The 26831-nt window shown below is 30.8% G+C and carries 26 protein-coding genes; all 26 read right to left on the bottom strand.

Annotated features, from left to right (window positions below):
- Window positions 1-32: 32 nt before the first annotated feature.
- Entirely contained in the window at window positions 33-1334 is a 1302-nt protein-coding gene (locus DP68_RS06545) for a pitrilysin family protein (protein WP_035307660.1), read from the bottom strand.
- Between the two features lie 62 nt (window positions 1335-1396).
- Window positions 1397-3526 (bottom strand): polyribonucleotide nucleotidyltransferase, encoded by a 2130-nt coding sequence (locus tag DP68_RS06540; RefSeq protein ID WP_035307658.1) that lies wholly within the window; start codon window positions 3524-3526, stop codon window positions 1397-1399.
- A gap of 113 nt (window positions 3527-3639) precedes the next feature.
- Entirely contained in the window at window positions 3640-3903 is a 264-nt protein-coding gene (gene rpsO / locus DP68_RS06535; protein ID WP_035307656.1) for a 30S ribosomal protein S15, read from the bottom strand.
- Between the two features lie 102 nt (window positions 3904-4005).
- Complete coding sequence (locus DP68_RS06530; protein ID WP_035307654.1) at window positions 4006-4956, bottom strand: bifunctional riboflavin kinase/FAD synthetase; 951 nt, start codon at window positions 4954-4956, stop codon at window positions 4006-4008.
- Window positions 4957-4966: 10 nt separating this feature from the next.
- The gene (gene truB, locus DP68_RS06525) at window positions 4967-5833 is read right to left on the bottom strand and encodes a tRNA pseudouridine(55) synthase TruB (RefSeq protein WP_035307652.1); all 867 of its coding nucleotides are present in this window, start codon (window positions 5831-5833) and stop codon (window positions 4967-4969) included.
- Complete coding sequence (locus tag DP68_RS06520) at window positions 5833-6795, bottom strand: bifunctional oligoribonuclease/PAP phosphatase NrnA (protein ID WP_035307650.1); 963 nt, start codon at window positions 6793-6795, stop codon at window positions 5833-5835. Before DP68_RS06520 ends, truB begins: the two co-directional genes overlap by 1 nt.
- On the bottom strand, window positions 6782-7150 hold the full coding sequence (gene rbfA / locus DP68_RS06515) for a 30S ribosome-binding factor RbfA (protein ID WP_035307648.1): 369 nt from the start codon (window positions 7148-7150) through the stop codon (window positions 6782-6784). The genes DP68_RS06520 and rbfA overlap by 14 nt, the downstream gene beginning before the upstream one ends.
- Window positions 7151-7168: 18 nt before the next feature.
- Window positions 7169-9253, bottom strand: coding sequence for a translation initiation factor IF-2 (gene infB, locus DP68_RS06510; protein ID WP_035307646.1), 2085 nt, complete (start codon window positions 9251-9253; stop codon window positions 7169-7171).
- Between the two features lie 17 nt (window positions 9254-9270).
- Entirely contained in the window at window positions 9271-9585 is a 315-nt protein-coding gene (locus DP68_RS06505) for a ribosomal L7Ae/L30e/S12e/Gadd45 family protein (protein WP_035307644.1), read from the bottom strand.
- On the bottom strand, window positions 9575-9844 hold the full coding sequence (locus DP68_RS06500; protein WP_035307643.1) for a YlxR family protein: 270 nt from the start codon (window positions 9842-9844) through the stop codon (window positions 9575-9577). Before DP68_RS06500 ends, DP68_RS06505 begins: the two co-directional genes overlap by 11 nt.
- A 25-nt stretch (window positions 9845-9869) precedes the next feature.
- Window positions 9870-10919: a transcription termination factor NusA gene (gene nusA / locus DP68_RS06495; RefSeq protein WP_035307642.1), complete on the bottom strand. Its 1050-nt coding sequence runs from the start codon at window positions 10917-10919 to the stop codon at window positions 9870-9872.
- Between the two features lie 20 nt (window positions 10920-10939).
- Window positions 10940-11401: a ribosome maturation factor RimP gene (gene rimP, locus DP68_RS06490; RefSeq protein ID WP_035307640.1), complete on the bottom strand. Its 462-nt coding sequence runs from the start codon at window positions 11399-11401 to the stop codon at window positions 10940-10942.
- A 244-nt stretch (window positions 11402-11645) separates the two neighbouring features.
- Complete coding sequence (gene ispG, locus DP68_RS06485) at window positions 11646-12695, bottom strand: flavodoxin-dependent (E)-4-hydroxy-3-methylbut-2-enyl-diphosphate synthase (RefSeq protein WP_035307912.1); 1050 nt, start codon at window positions 12693-12695, stop codon at window positions 11646-11648.
- Window positions 12696-12710: 15 nt separating this feature from the next.
- Window positions 12711-13724, bottom strand: coding sequence for an RIP metalloprotease RseP (gene rseP / locus DP68_RS06480; protein WP_035307911.1), 1014 nt, complete (start codon window positions 13722-13724; stop codon window positions 12711-12713).
- A gap of 40 nt (window positions 13725-13764) precedes the next feature.
- Complete coding sequence (gene dxr / locus DP68_RS06475; RefSeq protein ID WP_035307638.1) at window positions 13765-14916, bottom strand: 1-deoxy-D-xylulose-5-phosphate reductoisomerase; 1152 nt, start codon at window positions 14914-14916, stop codon at window positions 13765-13767.
- 15 nt (window positions 14917-14931) lie between these two features.
- A complete protein-coding gene (locus DP68_RS06470; protein WP_052085672.1) occupies window positions 14932-15921 on the bottom strand; it encodes an AI-2E family transporter in 990 nt (329 codons plus the stop codon).
- 2 nt (window positions 15922-15923) lie between these two features.
- The gene (locus tag DP68_RS06465) at window positions 15924-16718 is read right to left on the bottom strand and encodes a phosphatidate cytidylyltransferase (RefSeq protein ID WP_035307636.1); all 795 of its coding nucleotides are present in this window, start codon (window positions 16716-16718) and stop codon (window positions 15924-15926) included.
- 20 nt (window positions 16719-16738) lie between these two features.
- Window positions 16739-17497 (bottom strand): isoprenyl transferase, encoded by a 759-nt coding sequence (locus DP68_RS06460; RefSeq protein WP_035307634.1) that lies wholly within the window; start codon window positions 17495-17497, stop codon window positions 16739-16741.
- 64 nt (window positions 17498-17561) lie between these two features.
- Entirely contained in the window at window positions 17562-18119 is a 558-nt protein-coding gene (frr, locus tag DP68_RS06455; RefSeq protein ID WP_035307632.1) for a ribosome recycling factor, read from the bottom strand.
- Between the two features lie 17 nt (window positions 18120-18136).
- Window positions 18137-18847, bottom strand: a complete 711-nt coding sequence (gene pyrH / locus DP68_RS06450; protein WP_035307630.1) for a UMP kinase — start codon at window positions 18845-18847, stop codon at window positions 18137-18139.
- Window positions 18848-18946: 99 nt separating this feature from the next.
- Complete coding sequence (tsf, locus tag DP68_RS06445) at window positions 18947-19861, bottom strand: translation elongation factor Ts (protein WP_035307628.1); 915 nt, start codon at window positions 19859-19861, stop codon at window positions 18947-18949.
- 81 nt (window positions 19862-19942) lie between these two features.
- Window positions 19943-20644: a 30S ribosomal protein S2 gene (gene rpsB, locus DP68_RS06440; protein WP_035307625.1), complete on the bottom strand. Its 702-nt coding sequence runs from the start codon at window positions 20642-20644 to the stop codon at window positions 19943-19945.
- 220 nt (window positions 20645-20864) lie between these two features.
- A complete protein-coding gene (gene codY / locus DP68_RS06435) occupies window positions 20865-21641 on the bottom strand; it encodes a GTP-sensing pleiotropic transcriptional regulator CodY (protein WP_035307623.1) in 777 nt (258 codons plus the stop codon).
- A 242-nt stretch (window positions 21642-21883) separates the two neighbouring features.
- A complete protein-coding gene (topA, locus tag DP68_RS06430; protein ID WP_035307621.1) occupies window positions 21884-23977 on the bottom strand; it encodes a type I DNA topoisomerase in 2094 nt (697 codons plus the stop codon).
- Window positions 23978-24059: 82 nt separating this feature from the next.
- Window positions 24060-25169: a DNA-processing protein DprA gene (gene dprA / locus DP68_RS06425; RefSeq protein ID WP_035307618.1), complete on the bottom strand. Its 1110-nt coding sequence runs from the start codon at window positions 25167-25169 to the stop codon at window positions 24060-24062.
- A 14-nt stretch (window positions 25170-25183) separates the two neighbouring features.
- Complete coding sequence (locus tag DP68_RS06420) at window positions 25184-26695, bottom strand: YifB family Mg chelatase-like AAA ATPase (protein ID WP_035307616.1); 1512 nt, start codon at window positions 26693-26695, stop codon at window positions 25184-25186.
- Between the last annotated feature and the right edge of the window lie 136 nt (window positions 26696-26831).

Raw genomic sequence — 26831 nt, 5'->3', positions numbered from 1 at the left:
ATATTAAGGAATTATTACTTCAATACTAAATACTACACAATTATATCATTATTGTCACTTTTGAATAAGGTTATATCCCCTTCTAATAATGATTTAATCCCATCTAAATCCAATTTATCTCCTACATAAGCAGAATTTAATATACCATTTTTAAAGGTATACTCCATTACTCTTTGTATTTTTTCCATGTCTATAGAATCAATTTTTTTAATTATATCTTCAGGTTTATTTATTTTATTTAAAAATAATGTGGATTTCCCATTGTTAAACATTCTGCTGCTGGTACTTTCCAGTCCTAAAATGTAATTACCCTTCATTTGTTCCTTGCCCTTTATAAGTCTTTCATTTGAAATAGTGGTTTTAGAAAATTTGATTACCTCTTCTTTGATAAGTTCTACTACTTCTAAGGAATACTTAGGATTTAATCCAGTATAAATCGATATTATTCCTGTATTACTAAAAGAACTTAAATAAGAATATATAGAATAACATCTTCCTTTTTCTTCCCTTATCTTTTGAAATAAAATAGAAGAAGCTCCACCACCTAAAATATTATTTAATAATATAAGAGCATAAGCATCCTCGTGTCCCATTTCTATTCCATTAAGCCCTAAACTTAAATGTAATTGTTCAATTTTCTTTTCTTGGAATAAATGATTATGAAGAATATTAGGTTTATTATGATTTATAGCTTCATTTTCATTGTACTTCCAATTGCCAAAATATTTTTCCACTAAACTTTCTATTTTATCTATATCAAACTTACCTGCAATAGAAAGAACACAATTTTCTGGAACATAACGAGCGTTAATATATTCCAATATTTGTTCTTTGGTAAATGATGAAACTGTCTTTATAGATCCTAAAATAGGAAGAGCAATTGCTTCTTCTCCCCAAATAGCTTTACTATGAAGATCCATAAGTACATCCTCTGGCGAATCTTCATTCATATTTATTTCTTCTATTATAACGCCCTTTTCCTTTTCTATATCTTCTTTGTCAAATTTGCTATTAAAAAGCATATCTGATATAACATCTAGAGCCAATTCAATATGACTATCTAATATTTTAATATAATAGCAGGTACTTTCCTTTCCGGTGAAAGCATTAATTTGACCACCTACATCTTCTATAGATTCCGCTATTTGTTTAGCATTTCTATTATATGTACCTTTAAAAAACATATGTTCTATAAAATGTGAAATACCATTGCTATAAGTGTTTTCATTTCTTGACCCATTTTTTACCCATAGTCCTACACTAACAGAATTTACATAATCTATCTTTTCTAATGCAATCTTTAACCCATTATTAAGCGTAACTAAATTATACATTGTTAGCCTCCCACAATTCTATAAATTATAAAAAATAAAAAGGCACAAAGCCCTTCTATTTTTTATTTATCAATTGTTTTTTCTGGTTGTTGTTGCTGATCATCTACTTCAGGTTTCATAGCATCTTTTCTTGAAAGATTTACTCTTCCTTGATCATCTATCTCTGTTACTTTTACGAGTATTTCATCGCCTACTGAAACTACATCTTCTACTTTATTAACTCTTGTGAAATCTAATTTAGATATATGCACTAATCCTTCTTTACCTGGAAGAATTTCAACAAAGGCTCCAAAATTAGTTGTTCTTGTTACCTTACCTAAATATATTTCTCCTACTTCCACAACTTTTGTTAAATCATTTATTATCTTAAGAGCTTTATTCGCTCCTATGCTATCATCAGATAAGATGTATATCTTTCCGTCTTCCTTAATGTCAATCTTTACTCCTGTTTCTGCTATTATCTTGTTTATAGTCTTACCGCCTGCTCCTATAACATCTCTTATCTTTTCTGGATCGATAGTCATAGTATATACTCTTGGAGCATAAGGAGACATTTCTTTTCTTGGCTCAGCAATACATTCGTTCATCTTTCCTAGTATAAATAAACGCGCTGTTCTTGCATCTTCTATGGACTTTCTTATACATTCATTAGATAATCCCTTGATTTTAGTATCTACTTGTATAGCAGTTATTCCTTTTTCTGTTCCTGCTACTTTAAAGTCCATATCTCCAAAGAAGTCTTCAATACCTTGTATATCAGTTAATACTTCTTCTTCTGATAAATCATCGCTAGTTACAAGTCCCATAGCAATACCCGCTGCTGGTCTTTTAATTGGTACTCCTGCATCTAATAATGCTAAAGTACTAGCACATACACTTGCTTGAGAAGTAGATCCATTAGAACTTAATACTTCAGAAACTAATCTAACTGCATATGGGAAATCTTCTTCAGACGGAATAAGAGGTTCTAATGCTTTTTCAGCTAAAGCACCGTGACCAATTTCTCTTCTACCTGGTCCTCTAAGAGGTCTAACTTCTCCAACACTATAAGATGGGAAATTATAATGATGCATATATCTTTTAGATTCTGCTTCACCAATTCCATCTAATATTTGAACATCACCTAATGGTCCAATGGTAGCTGCGGTCATAACTTGAGTAAGCCCTCTTGTAAATAAACCTGTACCATGAGTTCTTGGGAAAAGTCCTACTTCACAACTTATAGGTCTTACTTGATCGAATCCTCTTCCATCTGGTCTTCTTCCTTCTTTTAAAATCATAGTTCTAACAGTTTCTTTTTGAAGTTTATATACTACATCAGCTATATCAGCACCATTTTCAGGATACTTTTCTCCAAATTGTTCTGAAACCTTGCTGCGCACTTCATCTATAGCAACATTTCTTTGATCTTTATCTGTTATATACATTGCATCTTTTACCATTTGGAAAGCATAATCTCTAACTTCCTGTTCTAAATTTTCATCTACCTTATGTAAGACAGGTTCAATTTTTTCCTTTCCAAACTTCTGCATAGCTTCTTCCTGAAAAGCTACTATTTTCTTACATTCTTCGAAACCAAACATAATAGCATTGTACATAGTTTCTTCATCAACTTCATCTGCACCTGCTTCTATCATGGTAACTCTTTCTTTAGTAGCACAAACAGTTAAATTTAAAATACTCTTTTCTCTTTCACTTTGAATTGGATTTAGTACAAATTTTCCGTCAACTAACCCTACAGAAACTGTTCCAACTGGTGTAGTAAAAGGAATTGAAGATAGGCATAAAGCTAAAGAAGCACCATTCATAGCTAATATATTAGGTGAGTTATCTTGTTCAACTGATACAACCGTACATACTATTTGTACATCATTTCTATATCCCTTAGGAAATAGCGGTCTTAAAGGTCTGTCTATAGCTCTAGCAGTTAGTATAGCATCCTCTGAAGGTCTACCCTCTCTTTTTATAAAACCTCCTGGTATTTTACCTACTGCATAAAGTCTTTCTTCATATTCTACACTTAACGGAAAGAAGTCAATTCCCGCTCTAGGTTCTTTAGATGCATTTGCGTTTACAAGTACTACTGTTTCACCATAACTTACAAGTATAGCACAATCAGAAAGCATTCCTACCTTCCCAAACTCTACTTTAAGTTTTCTTCCGGCTAAAGTAGTTTCAAGCATATGATTCATAATTTACCTCCCTTCGATATTTACACTATTATTATCGTTTTTTTTGGTATTTTTTATACAAATTTAATTACTTAATTCAAAATAATAGAGCGGCTGAGCCGCTCTTAGTGATATTATTTTCTTAATCCTAATTCTTTAATAATAGCACGATATCTTTCAATATCTTTCTTTTCTAAGTAATTTAAAAGTCCTCTTCTCTTACCAACCATCATTAGAAGACCTCTTCTTGAATGATGATCCTTCTTGTGAAGCTTTAAATGAGCATTTAAGTGATTGATTCTTTCAGTTAAAAGTGCTATCTGCACTTCTGGTGAACCAGTGTCTCCCTCATGTCTTGCGTGTTTAGTTAATAATTCTTCTTTTCTTGCCTTTTCCATTAAAATACACCTCCAATTGTTAAATCCCCTTTCTCCAAGAATACCGACGGCAATCCAGTAATCATAGAGTAAGGTTCACTTGAATAAGTATATCAAATAAGCTTATAAAAGTAAATTGTTTTTTGAAATTAATTGTAAATTTTGCTTTTCCACGTATTCCTTATCTTTTTCTATCCTACAAGCTAATTCTTCTAGAGAATCAAATTTCTTTTCATCTCTTATTCTTCCTGTAAAATAGACTCTAATGGTTTCATCATATATATTGTTATTAAAATCTAATATATGGGTTTCTATGCTAAGTTTTTGGTTTTCAACAGTTGGGTTATACCCTATATTGGTCACCCCTTTATAAAACTTATCCTTATATTTTACAATAGTAGAATACACTCCACCCTTAGGTATAACATAATCTTTATTATAGTCTAAATTTATAGTTGGAAAGCCAATTTCTCTTCCAATTTGCCTTCCTCTTACTACTTTACCCTCTATAGAAAATGGTACATACAGCATGGAATTAGCTTTTTTAATATCTCCCTGTTCGGATATTATATTTCGTATTCGTGAACTAGATATTAATTCATTATTTTGTTTTATGGGATTTATCACATAAAGCTTAAAATTATATTTAACACTTAATTTCTTAAGAAGTGTTATATCTCCTAAGTTCTTATATCCAAATCTATAGTTAAATCCCACTATAATACCCTTTGCATTATAATTTTCAACTATATTAGAAATAAAATCTTCAGGAGAAATTTCCATAAACTCCCTACTGAAATTTATTAAGCTTAAATAATCCACTCCTATGTGATCCAAAACCCTTATTTTCATATCATTATCCATTAGTAATTTAGGCATTATCTCTTTATTTATAATAGACAAAGGATGATTTTTAAATGTATATATCATACTTTTGCCTTTATTTTTCTTTGCCACTTCTATGGCCTTTTGCACTAATGCCCTATGTCCTAAATGTAAGCCATCAAAACTTCCTAATGCTATATAAGTATCATAAGGTATTTTTTTATTTATTTCTTCTCCCAATAAATCCATATTATTACCTCTAAATCAGTAATTTTTCTACTTTAAAACCTTTTTCAGTCTTTTTTCCTATTCCTATAAATCTATCTTCTATATATACCTTATATAATATATTTTCCTCTATATCCTTAATTATAAAAGGATTTTGTATAGTAACTCCATTCAAAAGGAGCTTTTCAAATTTATTGCTAAACACCATAGATTTATACGTTAAAGCCTCATCTATAGGTATAATAAAATTCTCAATATTTTCTTCATTTAAATCTTCTAAAGCTATGGAATTTTCTATAGAAAAAGTCCCCGTCTCAACTCTCTCTAAATCCCACATAGCTCCTCCAACTTTTAAAACATCTCCTATATCATAGCATAGACTTCTTATATAAGTTCCTTTAGAACATTTAACAGTAAATTCAACATATGGGATATCTATATTTTCTATATTTATGTCATATATAGTTATCTTTCTTTTTTGTCTCTCTATCTCAATGCCTTTTCGTGCTAGTTCATAAAGTCTTTTTCCATTAACCTTTAATGCTGAATACATAGGAGGCATTTGTTCTATATCTCCAACAAAACCTTTAATAACTTCTTCTATGTCTTTATCACTTATATTATTAAGTTCACTTTCAGAAAGTATCTTTCCTTCTCTATCATAAGTATCTGTTGTAACCCCTAACTTTAAGGTAGCTTTATATACTTTATGGTTTTGCATTATGTAATCTACAATTTTTGTAGCATTATTTATGCATACTGGAAGTACTCCCGAAGCCATAGGGTCTAAAGTTCCGGTATGACCTACTTTCTTGGTTTTAGAAAGCCTTTTTATAGTTCTTACCACATCAAAAGAAGTAATACCTGAAGGTTTATATACGTTTATTACTCCATTCATCATATCAACTCTTTTTGTATAATTTTTAGTAATTCTTCCTTAGCTTCCTTTAGAGATTTGCCCTTAATAACAGCCCCCGCTGCTCTTATATGGCCACCGCCCCCAAAATTTTCAGCTATTTTTCTTACATCTACTTTTGATTTGGATCTAATACTTAATTTAACTTCATTTTGCTTTTCCTTAAATAAAACAGTTACCTCTACGCCCTCAATTTGATTACCAAAGGAAACTACATCTGAAGTATCTGTACATGGATCTATATTATATTTTTCAAACATTTCTTGAGTTACTTCCATAAAGCAAATGCTACTATTAATAAGCTCCATTTTATTAAATACTTCCCCATAAAGCTTAAATCTTACAAATTCCTTATTATCAAATATAATTCTATGTATAGCACTAAAATCTATCCCTGTATTTACCAAATCACCAGCTATAGCATGAGTAACAGAGGTAGTATTAGAGTATCTAAATGCTCCTGTATCTGTTAATATAGATGTATAAAGACACTTAGCTATATCTTGATCTATTTCTACTCCAAGTGATCTTAACATTTGATATACTATTTCAGCCATACAAGAGGAATTAGTATCTACAAAATTTAAATCTCCATATAGGCCGTTAGATATATGATGATCTATATTAATTAATGTATAATTTTTATTTTTCATATCTAAGATTGCATTTACTCTTTCAAAGTTTCCGCAATCCAACACTATAACAAGATCTGTTCCCTCTTTTACGGTACTAACATTTCCATTTATCTCAGTGCTATAAGGCAAGAAACTAAAAGTATTTTCAATTTCCTCTTTACATATAATATAAGCATTTTTATTAAGTCTTCTTAATGCTTGCAACAAGCCTAAAGAACTCCCTAATGAATCACCATCTGGAGAAGTATGAAAAGTAATACCTATTGTATTACTTTTCTTAATAAGGGATAGAATATTATTCATTATCATTTCTATCCCGCTCCTTTTTTATTTTAGATAAAATTTCATCTATATGCATTCCCTGCTCTATAGTATTATCTAGTTCTATTAGTATCTGCGGAGTAACTCTTAATTTTATTCTATGCCCTACTTCTCTTCTAATAAATCCTGAGGAGTTTTTTAGAGCTTGAAGCGTAATATTTTTAGACTCTTCATCCCCAAAAATACTTACATACACTTTAGCATAACTTAAATCCTTTGTAACATCTACCTTAGTTACACTTACCATGGTGTTTACTCTAGGATCTTTTAATTCACGCTGTATTATATCTGATACTTCTCGTCTAACTTCCTCATTAATTCTCCCTGCTCTATGCTTTGCCATATAATATCACCTCAAATTCTATAGCTTATCTTTTTTGATTTCCTCCATTGTATATGCTTCAATTATGTCTCCTTCTTTTAGATCATTGAATTTTTCTACCATAATACCACATTCATATCCAGTAGCTACTTCTTTTGCATCATCTTTAAATCTTTTTAAGGAGTCAAGTGCTGATTCACATACAACTATTCCATCTCTTACTATTCTTACACTAGCATTTCTTGTTATCTTTCCGTTTAAAACATAACAACCAGCTATTGTTCCTACATTAGATATCTTATAAAGCTGTCTAACTTCGGCTCTTCCAAGTATTACTTCTTTATAATCAGGCTCTAGCATTCCAACCATAGCTGATTTTATATCTTCTATAGCAGTATATATAACTCTATATGTCTTTACATCTACGCTTTCTTTTTCAGCGAGTGCAGTAGCATTGTTATCAGGTCTTACATTAAATCCAATAATAATTGCATTTGAAGCATTTGCAAGTGATACATCTGTTTCTGTTATAGCGCCTACTCCACCGTGTATTACTCTTACTTTAACTTCATCTGTAGACAACTTCTCAAATGATTGTTTTACTGCTTCTACAGAACCCTGTACATCAGCCTTTACTATTATATTTAATTCTTTTATTTTTCCCTCTTTTATTTGACTATAAAGATCTTCCAAGGATACCTTGTGAGATTGTAAATATTCATTTCTATCCTTTTCTTTTCTCTTTTCAGCCATTTCTCTTGCAGTTTTTTCATCCTTAACTACATGGAATCTATCACCTGCTGATGGAACTTCAGAAAGTCCAAGTATTTCAACTGGTATTGATGGTCCAGCTGATTTTATCTTTTTACCCTTATCATCAAACATTGCTCTTATTCTACCATAAGTACTTCCAACAATTATTGAATCTCCTACTTGTAAAGTACCATTTTGTACTAATAGAGATGCAACTGCTCCTCTACCTTTATCTAGTTTTGCTTCAATTACAGTTCCTTTTGCTTTTCTTTGTGCATTAGCTTTAAGTTCTAACATCTCTGAAGTTAATACTACCATTTCAAGTAAGCTATCTATACCTTCTCTTGTATGTGCAGAAACAGGAACAGTTACTGTATCTCCGCCCCAATCTTCAGCAAGTAAATTTCTTTCCGCTAACTGTTGCTTTACTCTTTCAGGGTTTGCTCCAGGTCTATCCATTTTATTTATAGCTACTATTATTGGAACATTAGCTGCTTTACAATGGTTTATAGCTTCTTCTGTCTGAGGCATTATACCATCATCTGCTGCTACTACAAGTATTACTATGTCTGTTATTTGAGCACCACGTGCTCTCATTGAAGTAAATGCTTCATGTCCTGGAGTATCTAAAAATGTTATCTTCTCATCACCTATGTTTACAGTGTAAGCTCCTATATGCTGAGTTATTCCACCAGCTTCTGAAGCTGCAACTTTAGATTTCTTTATTGCATCTAGAAGTGAAGTCTTACCATGGTCAACGTGACCCATAACTGTTACTACTGGAGGTCTCTTTTCATTTAATGTTTCCTCTTCTTCATCTTCTTCAGGTTCTACTACTTCTAAAGTTAAATCTTTTTCCTTTTGAACAACAAAAGCATTAAACTTTTCTCCTAACTTTTCTGCTGTTTGAAAATCTATCTCTTGGTTCAATGAAGCCATAACTCCTATAAATATAAGCTGTTTTATAACTTCTGTATAAGGTTTCTTTAGCTTATCTGCAAGTTCTTTTACAGTAATAGTATCTTCCATCTCTATTACTATTTCTTCACTTTCTTCTGCTAATAAATCCTGTTGCGCTTTTTCTTCCTTACCCTTTTTACCTTTAATCTTTGTAACTTTTATTTCTTCTTCTATTTTTTCTTCCTGAAGAACTCCATATTTTTCTTCTATATCGTCTTCAATCTTTACAGAACTTTTTTCACCCTTAGTATTCTCCATATACAGCTCTTTTATAAGTTGAGCATCCTCATCTTCTATTACACTCATATGGTTTTTTACTTCTACATTAAATTCTTCTTGTAGTAAGGTTATAAGTTCCTTACTTGAAATATTTAATTCTTTAGCCAATTCATAAACTCTTATTTTTGACAAAATGTTCACCCCCGAAACTAAATATTATTACCTTGTTTCCATAATTCCAAAATCTTATTTGCCATTGAACTGTCACTTATACCAATTATTCCAATACCTTCTCTTCCAATGGCGCTAGATAGCTCCTCTGTGGAATAATGATTAATTATAAAAATATCTTTTTTTTCTGATATTCTTAAGAATTTTTCTATGGTATTTGGTGCACAGGTTGATGAAACTATAAGTAAAAAACATCTGTTTTTTAATGCAGCTTCTTCACATTTGTTATAACCTTCTATAACTTTTCCAGCTTTTTTAGCAATTCCTAAAAAACTTAATAATTTATCTTTCATCCCTTATCTCTTCCTTTAACTTCTCATGAACTTCCTGGCTAAGGGTGGTTTCTAGATTTCTTTCTAGTTTTCTCGTTTTAAAAGCCTTCTCTAAACATTCTACACTTTTACAGATATATGCACCTCTTCCAGGTTTTTTTCCTGTCAAGTCTATAGAAACTTCTCCCTCTTTACTTTTTACTACTCTTATAAGTTCTTTTTTGGGTTTCATCTCCATGCATCCTGTGCACATTCTTTGAGGAACCTTTTTTACCTTCATATTAAACCACCTTCCTTCTCCAGTTTTATTCCGTTACTTGTGACTTGCTCTTTATATCTATTTTCCATCCTGTAAGTTTTGCAGCAAGTCTTACATTTTGGCCTTCTTTACCAATAGCAAGAGATAGTTGATTATCATCTACTACAACTTTTGCAGATTTATTTTGTTCATCTATAGTTACATCTAAAACATTAGCTGGACTTAAAGCATTTCCAATGTACTCTTCTGGAAGTTTACTCCACTTTATTATATCAATCTTTTCATTTTTAAGTTCATTTACTATGTTTTGAACTCTAGTTCCCTTAGGTCCTACACAAGCTCCCATAGGGTCTATATCCTCATCATTTGAATATACAGCTATCTTTGTTCTAGACCCTGCTTCTCTTGATATACTCTTGATTTCTACTACACCACTGTATATCTCTGGAACCTCTAATTCAAATAATCTTTTTACAAGACCTGGATGTGTTCTGGAAACTACAACTTGAGCTCCTTTAGTAGTATTTTTTACTTCTACTATATAAAGCTTAAGTCTTTCGTTGAAGTTATACTGTTCTCCATGCATTTGTTCATTTGGTCCTAAAACAGCTTCAACTTTCCCAAGATTTACAAAAACATTACCTTTATCTTTTCTAATAACAGTTCCTGTAATTATATCTGAAGCTTTTTCTAAAAACTCATTATATACAATTCGTCTTTCTTCTTCCTTAATTCTTTGAATAACAACTTGCTTTGCAGCTTGAGCTGCTACTCTACCAAATTTTTTAGGAGTTACTTCTATATTCACTACTTCATCTATTTCATATCTTGGATCTAACTCTTTGGCATCTGTTAATGATATTTCATTGAATTCATCTTCGACTTCTTCAACTACTATTTTTCTAGAGAATACATTTATTTCTCCAGTTTCCCTATTCATATTTACTATTACATTTTGAATATTTGCCCCTTGCTTAGCATAATTCTTTTTATACGCTGCAACCAACGCGTCTTCTATAGTACTAAATATAAGATCTTCGCTTATGCCCTTTTCTTTAACTATTTCTTTCAAAGCTTCTATGAATTCCTCATTCATTTTCTTATGAACCCTCCTTATTAAAACTCAACCCTTAAGTTTACTTTAGAAACCTTATCCCTTGGTATAACTATTTCTTTGTTTTTATCTAATAAAGTAATATCTTCATCAGTAAAGGATTTTAAAGTTCCTTCTAACTTTTTCTTACCATTAAATGCAGAAGCTAACCTTATTGTAATAGAATTATCAATGTATTTCTCCAAGTGTGCATCTGTATGTAATTCTCTTTCTATTCCTGGAGAAGAAACTTCTAAATAATAGCTATCAGTAATAGGATCTTCTACATCTAGCATTTCACTTACTTCCCTGCTTACCTTTTCACAATCATCTAAGTTTATTCCATCTTCACTATCTATGTATATTCTTAAATAATTCTCTCCATTTTCCTTTACAAATTCAACATGATATAGTTCATACCCTAATCTTTGAGTTATAGGAAAAACTAAAACTTCTATATTATTTACAATACCTTCTTTTTTCATTGTAATCCCTCCTTATGTATATATTTTGCAGTAACCTGCAATAAAATACTAAGTATCCAGTTAATTTAAAAACGCAACAATATAGTTGCGTTTCAAATAAATAGAAAGAGCGGGTTTAGACCCACTCTTCTCAGCTAATGTATTATCAGTAACTTTACACCTTTTCCATTGTATCATACAACATTTGTTATTTCAAGCAAAACTTGAATTTATAAATTAAATATAGGAGTCATGCGTTTCTGCCCTACATCTTATTTATTTCTTTTAATAGCTCTTCAACCAAATCTTCTTCTTTTACTTTTTTAAACATTTCACCTTTTTTAAATATAAGTCCTACACCTTTTCCCCCTGCTATACCTATATCTGCTTCCCTTGCCTCACCAGGCCCATTTACTACACATCCCATTATAGCTACTTTAATATCTTTATCTAAATCTTTTATCTTTTCTTCTACTTCATTAGCTATATTTATTAACCCTATTTCAGTTCTTCCGCAGGTTGGGCAAGATATTATTTCAATACCTTGCTTTTTAATTTGTAGAGCCTTTAATATTTCAATGCCCACCTTTACCTCTTCTACAGGATCTCCTGTGAGTGAAACTCTTATAGTATCTCCTATACCTTCAGATAGTAAAGCTCCAATTCCTATGCTAGATTTTATAGTTCCCCTCCAAGGGGTGCCAGCTTCTGTTACTCCTAAATGTAGAGGGTAATTTGATTTTTCCGAAATTAATCTATAGCTTTCAATCATATCCAAAACATTAGAAGATTTTATCGAGACCACTATATCTTTAAAATTTATATTCTCTAATATTTTTACATGTTTTAATGCACTTTCAACTAAAGCTTCAGAACATACTTTTCCATACTTGTTTAGTAAATCTTTATCTAAGGATCCGGAATTCACACCAATCCTTATAGGAATTTCCTTTTCCTTCGCCCTTTCAGCTACCATTTTAACTCTTTCTATACTTCCTATGTTTCCCGGATTTATTCTTAATGCAGAAACCCCACAGTCAATAGAAGTTAATGCCAACTTATAATCAAAGTGTATATCCGCTACTACAGGTATAGTCACTTCCTTTATAATATGCTTCAACGCCTCTGCGGCTTCCATATCTGGTACCGCACACCTTACAATTTCACAACCTGCCTTTTGCAGGCTATTTATTTGACTTATTGTTTCTTTTATATTCCTTGTATCAGTATTTGTCATGGATTGCACTGAGATAGGTGCATCTCCTCCAACAAATACACTTCCTACTTTTACTTTTCTTGTGTTTATTCTATTTATCATATCAATCAACTCCTAGAATTTTACGGGATATAATATATCTTTTATTGTAACTACGATCATCAGTGTTATGAGTATAACAAATCCAATATAATTTAATACCCCTACCTTGTTACTGTCAATTTTCTTTCTTGTAATAAACTCAATTAAGAATAATATTATCCATCCTCCATCTAATGCTGGGAAAGGAATTATATTAAATATGGCTAATTGAACACTTAAATACGCCGCAAAGGATAGCAAACTTAAAAATCCTGCCTTAGCAGCTTCTCCAGATACTCTCATAATGGTTACAGGTCCTCCAAAATCATCTACAGAAGCTCCTCCCGTAAATAATGTTTTAAAGAATCCAAAGGTTTGCTTGACTAATGACGTAGTTTCAATAAATCCATATTTTATAGATTCACTTACCCCTGGATTTTCTACAAGTGTTGGATAAACTCCCACTACAAATCTGTTTTCCTTTTCATCTTTAACAGGAGTAATGGTAGAGGACTTAGTTTCTTCCCCTCTTTTATAAATTACACTTATAGTACTTCCATTTGCATTATAAACTTGAGTTACAAAGTCTTCCCATGTGGTTATAGCCTTTTCATTTACTTGAATTATTTTATCACCTTTTCTTATACCCGCTAAGTCTGCTGGATTACCTGGAACCACATTATCTACTACAGGGACTAAGAACCCTCTGCTACCTGCTATTATTGAATATAAAATCACAGCAAGTATAATGTTCATGATAGGCCCCGCTGATACTACACTGAGTTTTCTTAAAGGGGATTTATTTTGAAAAGCTCTTTCATCCGATGTTACTTCTCCATCTTCTCCTAACATTTTTACATATCCACCTATAGGAAGAAGCTTAATAGAATACTCTGTTTCTCCTCTTCTTACTCCAAAAAGCTTAGGACCCATTCCTATAGAAAATTCCTCTACTTTTACTCCATTTAATTTTGCCATCATAAAATGCCCAAATTCATGCACTATTACTAAAAGACTAAAGGCAAATAATGCGCCTAGTATATAAATTATGTTCACTATATATTCCTCCTTAAAATTTATGTATGAATTATCGATATGTACTATATACGAATTCTTTAACACATCTGTCTAAATTTATTATATCTTCTAACTCATAGGAATAACTAATATCAAACTTATTCATACTTTCTTCTAATATGTCTCCGATTTTTAAAAACTTTATATGACCTTTTATAAATAAATCAACCGCTGCCTCATTTGCTGCATTTAAAACAGCTGGCATAGTTCCTCCAATTTTTCCTGCTTCATAAGCAAGTTTTAGAGGCTTAAAAGTATCTATATCTGGCTTTTCAAAAGTTAACATTGATGTCTTGAAAAGATCCAACTTATCAATGATAGATTTTTTTCTAAGTGGGTAGTTTAAAGCATATTGTATAGGAAGTCTCATATCTGCTACTGATAATTGTGCTATAATACTTCCATCCTTATACTGAACCATGGAATGTATTATGCTTTCAGGATGAACTACTACCTCAATATTATTATAATCTAAATCAAATAGAAAATGAGCCTCTATTACTTCTAATCCCTTATTCATCAAAGTAGCTGAATCTATAGATATCTTTTTCCCCATACTCCAACGAGGATGATTTAAGGCTTCTTTTACTGTTACATTTCTTAATTCATCACTTCTTTTCCCTCTGAATGGTCCCCCTGAAGCAGTAAGTATTATTTTTTCTACATCCTCTCCCTTATTTCCTCTTAAACATTGAAAAATGGCACCATGTTCTGAATCCACAGGAAGTATATTAACATTATATTTTTTGGCTTCTCTTGTTATCAATTCTCCCGCAACTACTAATGTTTCCTTATTTGCTAAGGCTATATCCTTCTTCGCTCTTATAGCCTTTAAAGTCGGCTCAAGTCCTATCATTCCAACCACTGAAGTTAAAACTATATCAACCTTTTGTAAAGAGGCTATTTCATTTGATCCATCAATCCCATATAATACATTTGTTTTCAAGCCCTTTTCTCTGCAGTATTCATCTACCTTTTCGTAAGCTGTTTGATCCATCATAGCCACATATTCTAAATTAAATTCCTGTAATATTAATAGGATTTTTTGCCAACTTGTATTCGCTGATACAGCTATTAAATTTAGTTCATCATCATTTCTTATCACATCTAAAGCTTGAGTTCCGATGGAACCAGTAGCTCCAAGTATACATATGTTTTTCACCTTTAATCTCTCCTTTTATGTCTTGCTCTCTAATATACTCTTGCATATTATAACACAAACCGGTGCCATAAATATTCCAATTAATCCAAAAGTTTTTAATCCTAAATAAAGAGATAATATTGCAATTAACGGATGTATTTTAAATTTACTGCTCATAAACCTCGCTTCCATTACTTGCCTCATTATTATCAGTAATATATATAAGCAAATAAGTCCAAATGCAATTATATAATTTTTACAAACTATTTTATAAATTACAATTGGAAAAAATACAATAATAGTTCCTACATAAGGCAGGAAATCCAGTATGCCACAGATAATTCCTAGTATAAAAAAGTTCTCTATATTAAGCGCCCATAATCCTAATATTGTTTCTACAGTAGTAACAAGTATTAATATCATCTCTATTTTTACAAACATCTTCATGTCTTTCCATTTTTCTTCTAAGATTTCATTCATATTTAATGGAAAAAACTTCTTAATAGCATTTAATATAACATATCTATCTACTAAAATAAAGTAGGCAGTTATATTACCTATGAAATAATTCAAAATACTATCGGTAGTATAAGCTGCCCCTCTTTTAAGAAAACTACTATCTAATAAACTTAAATAATAGCTTTCCATTTTTTCATTTAGTTCTTGTACATTTAAATTAAAAGTTATACTTATGTTTTCTATGGATTTTAAAAGCGAATAATAAGTATCAATAATTATACTTCTTATACTATAAATCCATCTTCCTATAAAAAATAGAGATACCATAAATAATATGTTTATAACAACTATAGTGATTACTGCACTTATTTTCTTACTTATAAAATTTGACTTAATTAATATATTATAAATTGGATAACAAAATAATAATAGCATAGCAGTTATTAAAAATGGCCTAAAGTATTTCTTGAAAATCAAAGTTAAAAATATAACTACTATTATAGATATTGCACAATATATTAATTTTAAATACATTGAGTTATTTTGATTTTTGTTTTTATATATCAATATTACAACCTCATTATAAATGTTATATAATAATATACTACCAATGAGGCAAAAAGTATGCTATCAAATCTATCTAATATTCCCCCATGTCCTGGAATTAAGTTACTATAATCTTTTACTCCTACATATCTCTTTATAGAAGATGCTGTTAAATCTCCAAACTGAGTAATGATTCCACATAGTGCTCCTAGTAAAAAGAAATGTACTAAAGGAACATTAACTCCTTTACTAATTACAAACATCCCGAATACTCCACAAGCAATGGTACTTCCTAAAAAGCCTCCTATGGATCCTTCTACTGTCTTTTTAGGGCTTACTTCTGGACATAGTTTTCTTTTCCCAAAAAATTTACCAGAGTAATACGCTGCGGTATCGCAAACCCAAGAAGATATAAAAATAAACCATACAAATAAATTTCCATATTCCTTGCTATTTGTCATTACTATAAAGCTAAAGAAAACCCCTATATATAAAAATCCTAAAAATGTAACCGATATATCAATAAAATTATGACTTTTATTTAATACAGGAATACACAGTGAAATCAAAACTCCAAATATTATTATAAAAAACAAACTATCAAAATCCATATTATTTGGATATAAATAATATATGATACAAATTACATACCCTATCCAAGAAATAGGATTTATATTCTTTTCTTTAGATACCTTATAGAACTCATACATACCACATAATGATAAAATCAAAACTAAATATTTTAAAAACATACCTCCTATAAATAAAAATATAATAAATGGAGATATTATTAGGGCTCCTATATATCTACTATTCATACAATCAGCTCCTTAAATAATTATTTTATACCTCCAAATCTTCTATCTCTATTTTGGAAATCATATATAGCCTTATGAAGATGTTGTTTTTTAAAATCCGGCCACTTTATATCAGAATACCAAAATTCAGAATAAGCACATTGCCATAATAAAAAATTGCTTATTCTTTGCTCTCCGCTTGGTCTTATAATTAAATCTGGATCACAAATATCTTTTGTATAAAGATATTTAGAAAACACTTCCGAGTTTATATCTTCTAGTATTATCTTTTCCGTATTTAAATCTTCATATAAAAGTTTTATCCCTCTTAAAATTTCATCTCTTCCGCCATAATTTAATGCTAAATTTAGTACTAAGCCTGTATTGTTTTTAGTTTTTTCATAAGCATTTTTAAGTTCTTCCCTGCAAATGCTAGGCAAACTCTCTATTTCCCCTATAGATTTAACAACAACTTTATTTTTGTGCAGTTCCTCTACTTCTTTTTTCAAGTATTCTACTAAAAGTTTCATAAGTGCATTTACTTCTTCTGCTGGCCTCTTCCAATTTTCTGTTGAAAATGCATATAAAGTTAAATATTTTACACCTAAGTTACTGCACTCTTTTACTATTTCTCTAATATTTTCTACACCTGCTTTATGTCCCATAGAACGTGGAAGATTTCTTTGCTTAGCCCATCTCCCATTCCCATCCATTATAATAGCAATATGTCTAGGTATATTATTTTCATCTAAAGAAATATCTTCACTCTCTTGATTTCTATTACTAAATAACTTCCACACAAATCATCACTCCATGTTCTCCTTATTAATAAAACCTGCGATTTCGCAGGTTTTTAATAAAATACTATACAGTCATAATTTCTTTTTCTTTTGCTTCTAATATCTTATCAATTTCCTTTATAAAGTTATCAGTTTTCTTCTGGATATCTTCTTCTGCTTTCTTAATTTCATCTTCAGATATTTCTGATCCCTTTTTTAAGTTCTTAATTTTTTCATTACAGTCTCTTCTTATAGATCTTATAGCAATTTTAGTTTCTTCAGCAGTTTTCTTAACTGTTTTTACAAGATTCTTTCTTGTTTCTTCAGTTAATTCAGGTATCATTAATCTTATTATTGTTCCATCATTAGAAGGATTTAATCCTAAATCAGACTTTAAAATAGCTTTTTCTATAGCTTTTATAGCAGTTTTATCCCAAGGCTGTATTTGTAATATTCTTGCTTCCGGTATAGTAATACTTCCAACTTGGCTTATTGGTGTCATAGTTCCATAGTATTCAATTTCAATTTTGTCAAGCATAGCTGGATTTGCTCTGCCAGCTTTCATTGAACTTAACTCTTTTTTTAATACTGCAATTGTTTTTTGCATTTTTTCATCAGCTGCTTTAAGTATGTCTTTAATCATAAAAATACCTCTCCTTATTATTTATATATTATAGTACCTATCTTTTCTCCCATTATAGCTTTTTTAATATTGCCAGGAGACTCAAGGCCAAATACTAATATAGGAATATTATTATCCATACATAAAGAAGTAGCAGTAGAATCCATAACCTGTAACCCTTTTTCTAGTACATCTATATAAGTTAGCTTATCAAATTTTACAGCATCACTATACTTATGAGGGTCTTTATCATAAACTCCATCTACCTTTTTAGCAAGTAATATAACATCTGCTTCTATTTCTGCTGCTCTAAGTGCAGCAGTAGTATCTGTAGAAAAATAAGGATTTCCTGTTCCAGCAGCAAATATAACTACTCTTCCTTTTTCTAAATGTCTCATAGCTCTTCTTCTTATAAAAGGCTCAGCTATTTCTTTCATTTCAATAGCAGTTTGAACTCTTGTGTTAACGCCCATTTGCTCCAATGAGTCTTGAAGAGCTAATGCATTTATACATGTAGCCATCATTCCCATATAGTCAGCGGTAGTTCTATCCATTCCATTGCCATTTCTACCTCTCCAGATGTTTCCTCCTCCAACTACAGCTCCTACTTCTATTCCCATATTTACTAAGTCTTTAATTTCTTGCGCTATTCTTTGGGCTACTTCAAAATCTATACCATAACCCTTTTCTCCTGCCAATGCTTCTCCTGAAAGCTTTAACATGATTCTTTTATACTTAACATTACACATATATTATACCTCCAAGTTGTTAAAAATTACATAGTAATTTTTAAAATACAGCATTTTGGTTTCAAAAAAAGAGAACACCGGGTGTTCTCTTTTAAATTATTACTTAATCTGCTTCATAACTTCTTCAACGAAGTTTTCTTCTTTCTTTTCTATACCTTCTCCTCTTTCATATCTAACGAAAGCAGAAATTTTCATTTCAGCTCCTACTTCCTTAGATTTTTCTTGAAGGTATTTTGTAATAGTATAATCAGGATTCTTTACCCAAACCTGTTCAACTAAGCAAACTTCTTTAAGATATTTTTGAACTCTTCCTTCAACCATTTTATCAACGATTTTTTCTGGTTTTCCTTCATTTAAAGCTTGAACTCTGTATATTTCTCTTTCTTTATCTAAAGTTTCGTGATCTACAAAGTCTTTGTTTAGGAATAAAGGATTTGCTGCTGCTACATGCATAGCTACATCTTTTGCTACTTCTGCAAGTACTGGACTTTCATTTTCACATTCAAGTTTAACTAAAACTCCAATTCTTCCGCCGCCATGAATATAGCTCTGGATTGCTCCACTTTCAACTGCAAATTTGTCGAATCTTCTTATAGACATGTTTTCTCCAAGTTTTGCAATTAAGTTAGTTAAAGTATCTTTAACTGTAGTATTTTCATCACCTATGTATTTTTGTTCTAGTAATTCTTCAACTGTAGCTACATTTGAATTAGCAACTTGCTTAGCAATATTTTCTGTAAGAGTCTTAAACTCTTCATTAGCAGCAACGAAGTCAGTTTCACAGTTTACTTCAACTATAGCACCGTTTTTCTTATCTTCAGAAATATAAGTATAAACTAATCCTTCTGCAGCAACTCTGCCTGCTTTTTTAGCAGCAGCAGATAGTCCCTTTTCTCTAAGAACTTCTATAGCCTTTTCTACATCTCCATTAGCTTCTGATAAAGCCTTTTTGCAGTCCATCATTCCTGCTCCAGTTATTTCTCTTAACTCTTTTACCATCTGTGCAGTTATCATAAATATTTCCTCCCGTTTTGTAGTTATTTGTAGTTATTTAAAAGGTACATGAAGCCTAAGCTTCATCTACCTTTACATTTACTAGCCTTCTAATTGTTCGCCTTGTCTTCCTTCCATGATAGCATCAGCCATTTTAGCAGTTATTAATTTTACCGCTCTTATAGCATCATCATTTCCTGGAATTACATAGTCAACTTCATCTGGATCACAATTAGTATCTACTATAGCTACTACTGGTATACCTAAAGTTTTAGCTTCAGATATAGCATTCTTTTCTTTTCTTGGATCAACTACAAATAAAGCTCCAATGTTTCTTACGTCTAATTTCTTTATTCCACCTAGATTCTTTTCTAGCTTTTCTTCTTCTAATCTTAGCTTTATAACTTCTTTCTTTGGTAAAACTTCAAACGTTCCATCTTGCTCCATTTGCTCTAATTCTTCTAATGTCTTAATTCTTCCCTTAATAGTTGAGAAGTTTGTTAACATTCCACCTAACCATCTATTGTTTACAAAATACATGTTAGATCTGATTGCTTCTTCTTGAATAGCTTCTTGAGCTTGTTTCTTAGTACCTACAAATAGAATATCTTTTCCTTCTGCTGCAACTTCTCTTATGAAGTTATAAGCTTCTTCTACTTTTCTTACAGTTTTCTGTAAGTCAATGATATAGATACCATTTCTTTCTGTAAATATGTATGGAGCCATCTTAGGGTTCCATCTTCTTGTCTGATGTCCAAAGTGTACACCAGCTTCTAATAATTGTTTCATTGAAATAACTGACATAATTTTATACCTCCTGGTTTTTTCCTCCACTACCTTCATATTATATAAACTACCTTTGCGGCACCATTTATAAAATTAGGTAATGTGTGTATTTTTTCTCACCTTTGATAGTATATCATATGAATTTCTGCTATTCAACATTATTTTAAAAATAATTGTGATAGATTGGTGAATTTTATAGCATAAAAAAACAGAGCAAGGGTTGCTCTGTTCTTTATAACTATTTTATTTTCTTTAATTCTTCCAATAACTTATCGTTTAATATCTTTATATGAGTTCCCTTCATACCTAACGATCTAGATTCTATTACTCCAGCACTTTCAAATTTTCTTAATGCATTAACTATAACTGATCTAGTAATTCCAACTTTATCTGCTATTTTAGATGCAACTAAAAGCCCTTCGCTTCCGTCTAATTCATTAAATATATGTTCTACTGCTTCTAATTCGGAATAGGATAAAGTTCCTATAGCTAATTGAACAACAGCTTTCTTTCTAACTTCTTCTTCTATTTCATCATGCTTAGATCTTAATATTTCAAGTCCAATTATAGTTGCTGCATATTCAGCAAGTACTAAATCATCATCTGTAAAAGTATCATCAAATCTGGCAATTAGAAGTGTTCCTAATCTTTCTCTATTCCCATTAATAGGTACTATAGTAGTTAGCTTATTTTCTATTCCACATTCAATGTTGTCTCCAAATACGCATTTCCCATTGTTAGTTAAATTAGATAATGATTCATGAACGTTTAATAACTTATTATTATAAAATTCAGGAAAACGCATTTCTGTCATTACCTTTTCCTTTACTTCATCACATTCAAATCCAGTAGAAAAATCATATCCCAATATTTTACCTTTTTTACTTAATATATATACGTTACAAGTTAAGACTTCACTTAAAAGCTTACATATATCATCAAATACTACCGGCTCAGTTCCTGATTTCTGAAGAATTTTGTTTAATCTTCTTGTTTTATTTAAAAGAGATGACATTTGATTACTCCTCCTCTGTTTCATCTAGGATTTTATTCTTTTCGTCTTTTCCTAAGGCTACATATATCATATATATATTATAAATCATTATTTAGAATTTATATAGCATTTTTAAGACTTTTTTAAATTTTTAGAATTGTTTTGTACATTACAATATTCATCATAGCATACACTTTAACAAAATTCAACATCATTTTTATAATTTGCATGTGTTTTTTTAGTTTTTCGACATTTATTGCAAATTATTCATTTTTCTTCTCTTCTTTATACACTTTATTTTTGCATTCTTCATTTATACATTCTAAGTAATTACCCTTAGTCTTACTATACTTTTTGACCATATGCCCTCCACAACTAGGACATTTTTCATTTGAAGGTTCAAACCAACTTACAAAGTTACACTCTGGATAATTACTACATCCATAAAATTTCCTGCCCTTTTTACTCTTTTTAGCTACAATATTACCGGAACACTTAGGACATTTTGCATCTATTTCTTCTACAATTGGTTTAGTGTTCTTACATTCAGGGTAACCAGGACAAGCTAAAAACTCTCCAAATCTTCCATGTTTTATAACCATATTTTTGCCGCATTTATCACATTTTATATCAGTAACTTTATCTTCTATTGTAATTTTCTCTACTTCTTTTTCGGCTTTTTCTATCAATTCTTTAAGTGGTTCAAAGAAATCATTCACTACCTTTTTCCAGTTTTCTTTACCACCTTCTATATTATCTAGTTTATCTTCCATTTCAGCAGTAAATTCTGCATCCACGATAGGTTTGAAATACTCTACTAATATATTGTCTACTATAAATCCTAATTCCGTTGGTTTTAGTGTTTTCTTTTCTCTTTCTATGTACTTTCTCTCTAAAATAGTAGATATAGTAGGAGCATATGTACTTGGACGCCCTATACCGTTCTCCTCTAAGATTTTTACTAAAGTCGCTTCGGAAAATCTAGCTGGCGGTTGCGTGAAATGCTGCTTACTATCTACATCTTTACATACTAATTTATCATTATCCTCAAGATTAGGAAGCTTTGTACTTTCATTTTCGTCTTCTGTTGAATACTCATAAAGCTTCATGAATCCATCAAATTTAACAATAGATCCGCTAGCTTTAAAAGAATATACTCCATTTACAATGTCTATTGCTGTAACATCAAGTACACAGGAAGACATTTGGCTAGCCATAAATCTATTCCATATCAATGTATATAACTTATATTGCTCTGGACTCAGATTTTCTTTAGCTATATCTGGAGTAATTTCCACATTAGTAGGTCTTATAGCTTCATGAGCATCTTGAATATTTTTTTTGCCTTTAAATTCCCTAAATGATTCTGGAACATATTCTTTTCCATACTTATCTATTATAAATTGTTTAGCCATTTCTTGAGCTTCTACAGAAATTCTTACAGAGTCAGTTCTCATATAGGTTATTAAACCTATAGTACCATAACCTTTAATGTCAATTCCTTCATATAACTGTTGCGCTACGGACATAGTTCTTTTTGTAGCAAAGTTCAGCTTTTTATATGCATCCTGTTGAAGCGTACTAGTGGTAAATGGCGCAAGAGGATTTTTATTCTTTTTGCTTTTCTTTACACTTTTTACTATAAATTCACCTATTTTTAAATCGTTACTTATATTATCTGCTTCTTCTTTATTGTTTATTTCTATTTTTTTATTGTCTTTAGAATGCAATCTTATTGGAAAAGTTTGCTTATCCTTTTCTTTATGTACTATACCTTCAATTGTCCAATATTCCTTAGGTATAAATTTTTCTATTTCAAGTTCTCTATCGCATATTAATTTTAATGCTACAGACTGAACCCTACCCGCACTTAATCCCCATCTTACTTTTTTCCAAAGAATAGGACTAATTTGATAACCTACTAATCTATCTAATACTCTACGTGCTTGTTGTGCATTTACTAGATTTATATTTACTTCTCTAGGAGACTTAATAGCACTTTTTACTGCTCCCTTAGTTATTTCATGAAAAACTACTCTACATTTTTTACTTTCATCTATTTTTAATGCCTGAAGTAAATGCCAGGAAATAGCTTCTCCTTCTCTATCAGGGTCCGTTGCTAAATATACTTCATCACTTTTCTTTGCTTCCTTCTTTAACTTTTCTAAAAGTTCTCCTTTACCCCTTATAGTAATATACTTAGGATTATAGTTATTTTCTATATCAACGCCTAACTGACTTTTAGGCAAATCCCTTATATGTCCCATAGATGCTTCTACTATATAATTCTTTCCCAAATACTTTCTAATGGTTTTAGCCTTTGCTGGTGATTCTACTATTATAAGTTTTTGTCCCATGCTTCCCTCTGATAACTTTTTTTATCAGAGTTGACACCCCCCTTAAATTCTAATTGCTTTCTTAATTTAAAATTTTCTTATATTAAATACTATTTGCAATTTTAACATAATAATTGCCAGAAAGGCAAGTTATTCTATTTTTTAATTGCAATTCAAATAATACCTCATATAACTGCTTTATGTCAATATTGCTATATTTTAATATATCATCAATATACATAGGTGTTTCATTTATAATTGAATATACTTTATTTTCAATCTTATCTAGCTTTATTATATCTTTCTTATCTAATCTTATTTTATCTTTTTTGTTAGAATTATATTCAATATTCAAGAAATTACATATATCTTCTACCGAAGTAAGCGGAAATGCTCCCTCCTTTATTAGTTTATTCGTTCCCTTACTAGTTTCAGATAATATCGAACCTGGAACAGAAAACACATCCCTTCCTTGGTCCAATGCATATGTGGCAGTAATTAATGATCCGCTCCGCTCCGAGGCTTCTACTACTACCACTGCTTCACTTAGTCCACTTATTATCCTATTCCTTAAAGGAAAGTTATATGAAATAGGCTCGGTACCCGGCAAAAATTCTGATACTATACATCCCTTTTTTATTATCTCTTTATATAGTTCCTTATTTTGCTTAGGGTATATTATATCTACTCCGCATCCTAGTACTGCACATGTAAATCCATTATTTTTTAACGCACCAAAGTGAGCAAAAGAATCTATGCCTTTTGCCATCCCACTAATTATACTTACTTCTTTTTGACATAGCTCTCTGGAAATTATCTCTGATAAATTTTCACCATAGTAAGAACATCTTCGTGATCCTACTATAGCTACACTTCTGTGATGGTTTAATGGTACTATATCCCCTTTATAAAATAGAGCTATAGGAGCATTGTTACATTCTTTTAATTTAATTGGATATTTTTCCTCATTAAATAGGACCATGTTTATTTCTTTATCTTCTAATATATTTAAATATTTATTAAGTTCATCTTTATTCCACTGATTTTTCATAAGCAGTTTTACTTTTCTTTCTGACTCAATATCCTTACTTATGTATAAGCTATCATTACAATACTCGTAAATTGATTTTGATGCTTTAAATTTATTTAATAAATTTATCTTCAGTTTATTATTTAATTTAATTTTCACAAGCCAAATGTCATATAAATTCATATTATACACCTCTTTTATACTACATCACTTAAAAACCTTCTATATTGAATAGCCTCAATTAAATCCTGTTCCCCTATTAAGTCTTTTCCCTCTAAATCTGCTAAGGTGCGGGCAAGTTTAAGTACCTTATGATATACTCTAGTACTAAAATTAAATTTGTTATATACTTTTTCTATAAAAACTTTTTCTTTTTCTTTCAGCACACAATATTTCTTTATTTCAGAAGATGACATTTCCCCATTTGTTCTTATTTGTAAACCTTCAAATCTTTCTTTTTGCAGCTCTCTTGCTCGTTCTATTCTTTTTTTAATAAGTTTAGAACTTTCTTCTTTTTTCCCATTTCCTATGTCTTTAAAGTTTAATTTATTTACAAATGCAAATATGTCAATTCTGTCCATTAGTGGTCCTGATAACTTTTTAATATATCTCTTTCTCTCATAGTCAGTACATATACAATTTCCTGATCCATAATTTCCACAAGGACATGGATTTAAAGAACTCACTAGCATAAAATTACACGGATACTCAACTGTTCCTGTAGATTTTGAAATCTTTACTTTCCTGTTTTCTAATGGTTGTCTTAAGGCCTCCAATGAATTCTTATTAAATTCTAACATCTCATCTAAATAAAGGATCCCATTATGAGCCAAACTTATTTCTCCCGGTAAAAGTTTTGATCCACCACCTATAAGCGCTATTTTAGAGGCTGTATGGTGGGGGCTTCTAAATGGCCTATTTGATATTAGGTTATATTCCCTATTAAGTTCTCCGGCTACACTATATACCTTAGTACACTCAAGAGATTCTTCATAACTTAAATCTGGTAAAATAGTAGGTATTCTCTCTGCAAGCATAGTTTTTCCTGTACCTGGAGGTCCGTAAAGAATTATATTATGATTTCCAGCTGCTGCTACTTCAATTGCTCTTTTAACACTTTCCTGCCCTATAACCTCCTCAAAATCAATATTATATTTTACGGTTCTTGATATAGGATCTTCTGCATAAAAAGGCATCAAATCTTTGTACTGGAGATAAGAAACTACTTCCTTTAAAGTTTCAAAAGGATATACTTCTGAGTTTTTTACCAAAGACGCTTCTATACTATTAGAAATTGGAATTATAAATTTATTAAATTTATTCTCAATTCCTCCTATTATTATAGGAAGGGTTCCTCTTATGGCTCTAAGCTCTCCCCTTAGGGATAACTCTCCTAAAAATACGTAATCATCTATATCCATAGTAATTTGTCCTGATTCTTTTAAAATTCCTATAGCTATAGCAAGATCAAATAAACAACCTTCCTTTTTTACATCTGCTGGTGCTAAATTTACCGTTATTCTTCCCACAGGAAATTCAAATCCGGAGTTTATCAAAGAAGTTCTAACTCTTTCTTTTGATTCTTTTACTGCTATATCGCCTAATCCTACAATATTAAAGCTTGGAAGTCCTCTCCCAATATCCACTTCCACAGCTACCATAATTCCCTCAACACCTGTAAAAGCAGCAGAATTAACTTTAATAGCCATTTTTATCACCTCTTTTGCAATTTTAACCAAAATATATATTTTTTAATACATACGAGAATTTCAAACACAAAAATAAGCACCAAGCATATAGATAAGCTATGCGCTTGGTGCTTATTTTGACATTGCATGAATATTA

The organism is Clostridium sp. HMP27 (assembly GCF_000765165.1).
Classification (GTDB): Bacteria; Bacillota; Clostridia; order Clostridiales; family Clostridiaceae; genus Clostridium_AK.
Note: the sequence above shows the minus strand (reverse complement) of the source record. Positions and strands in the feature narration are given on the sequence as shown.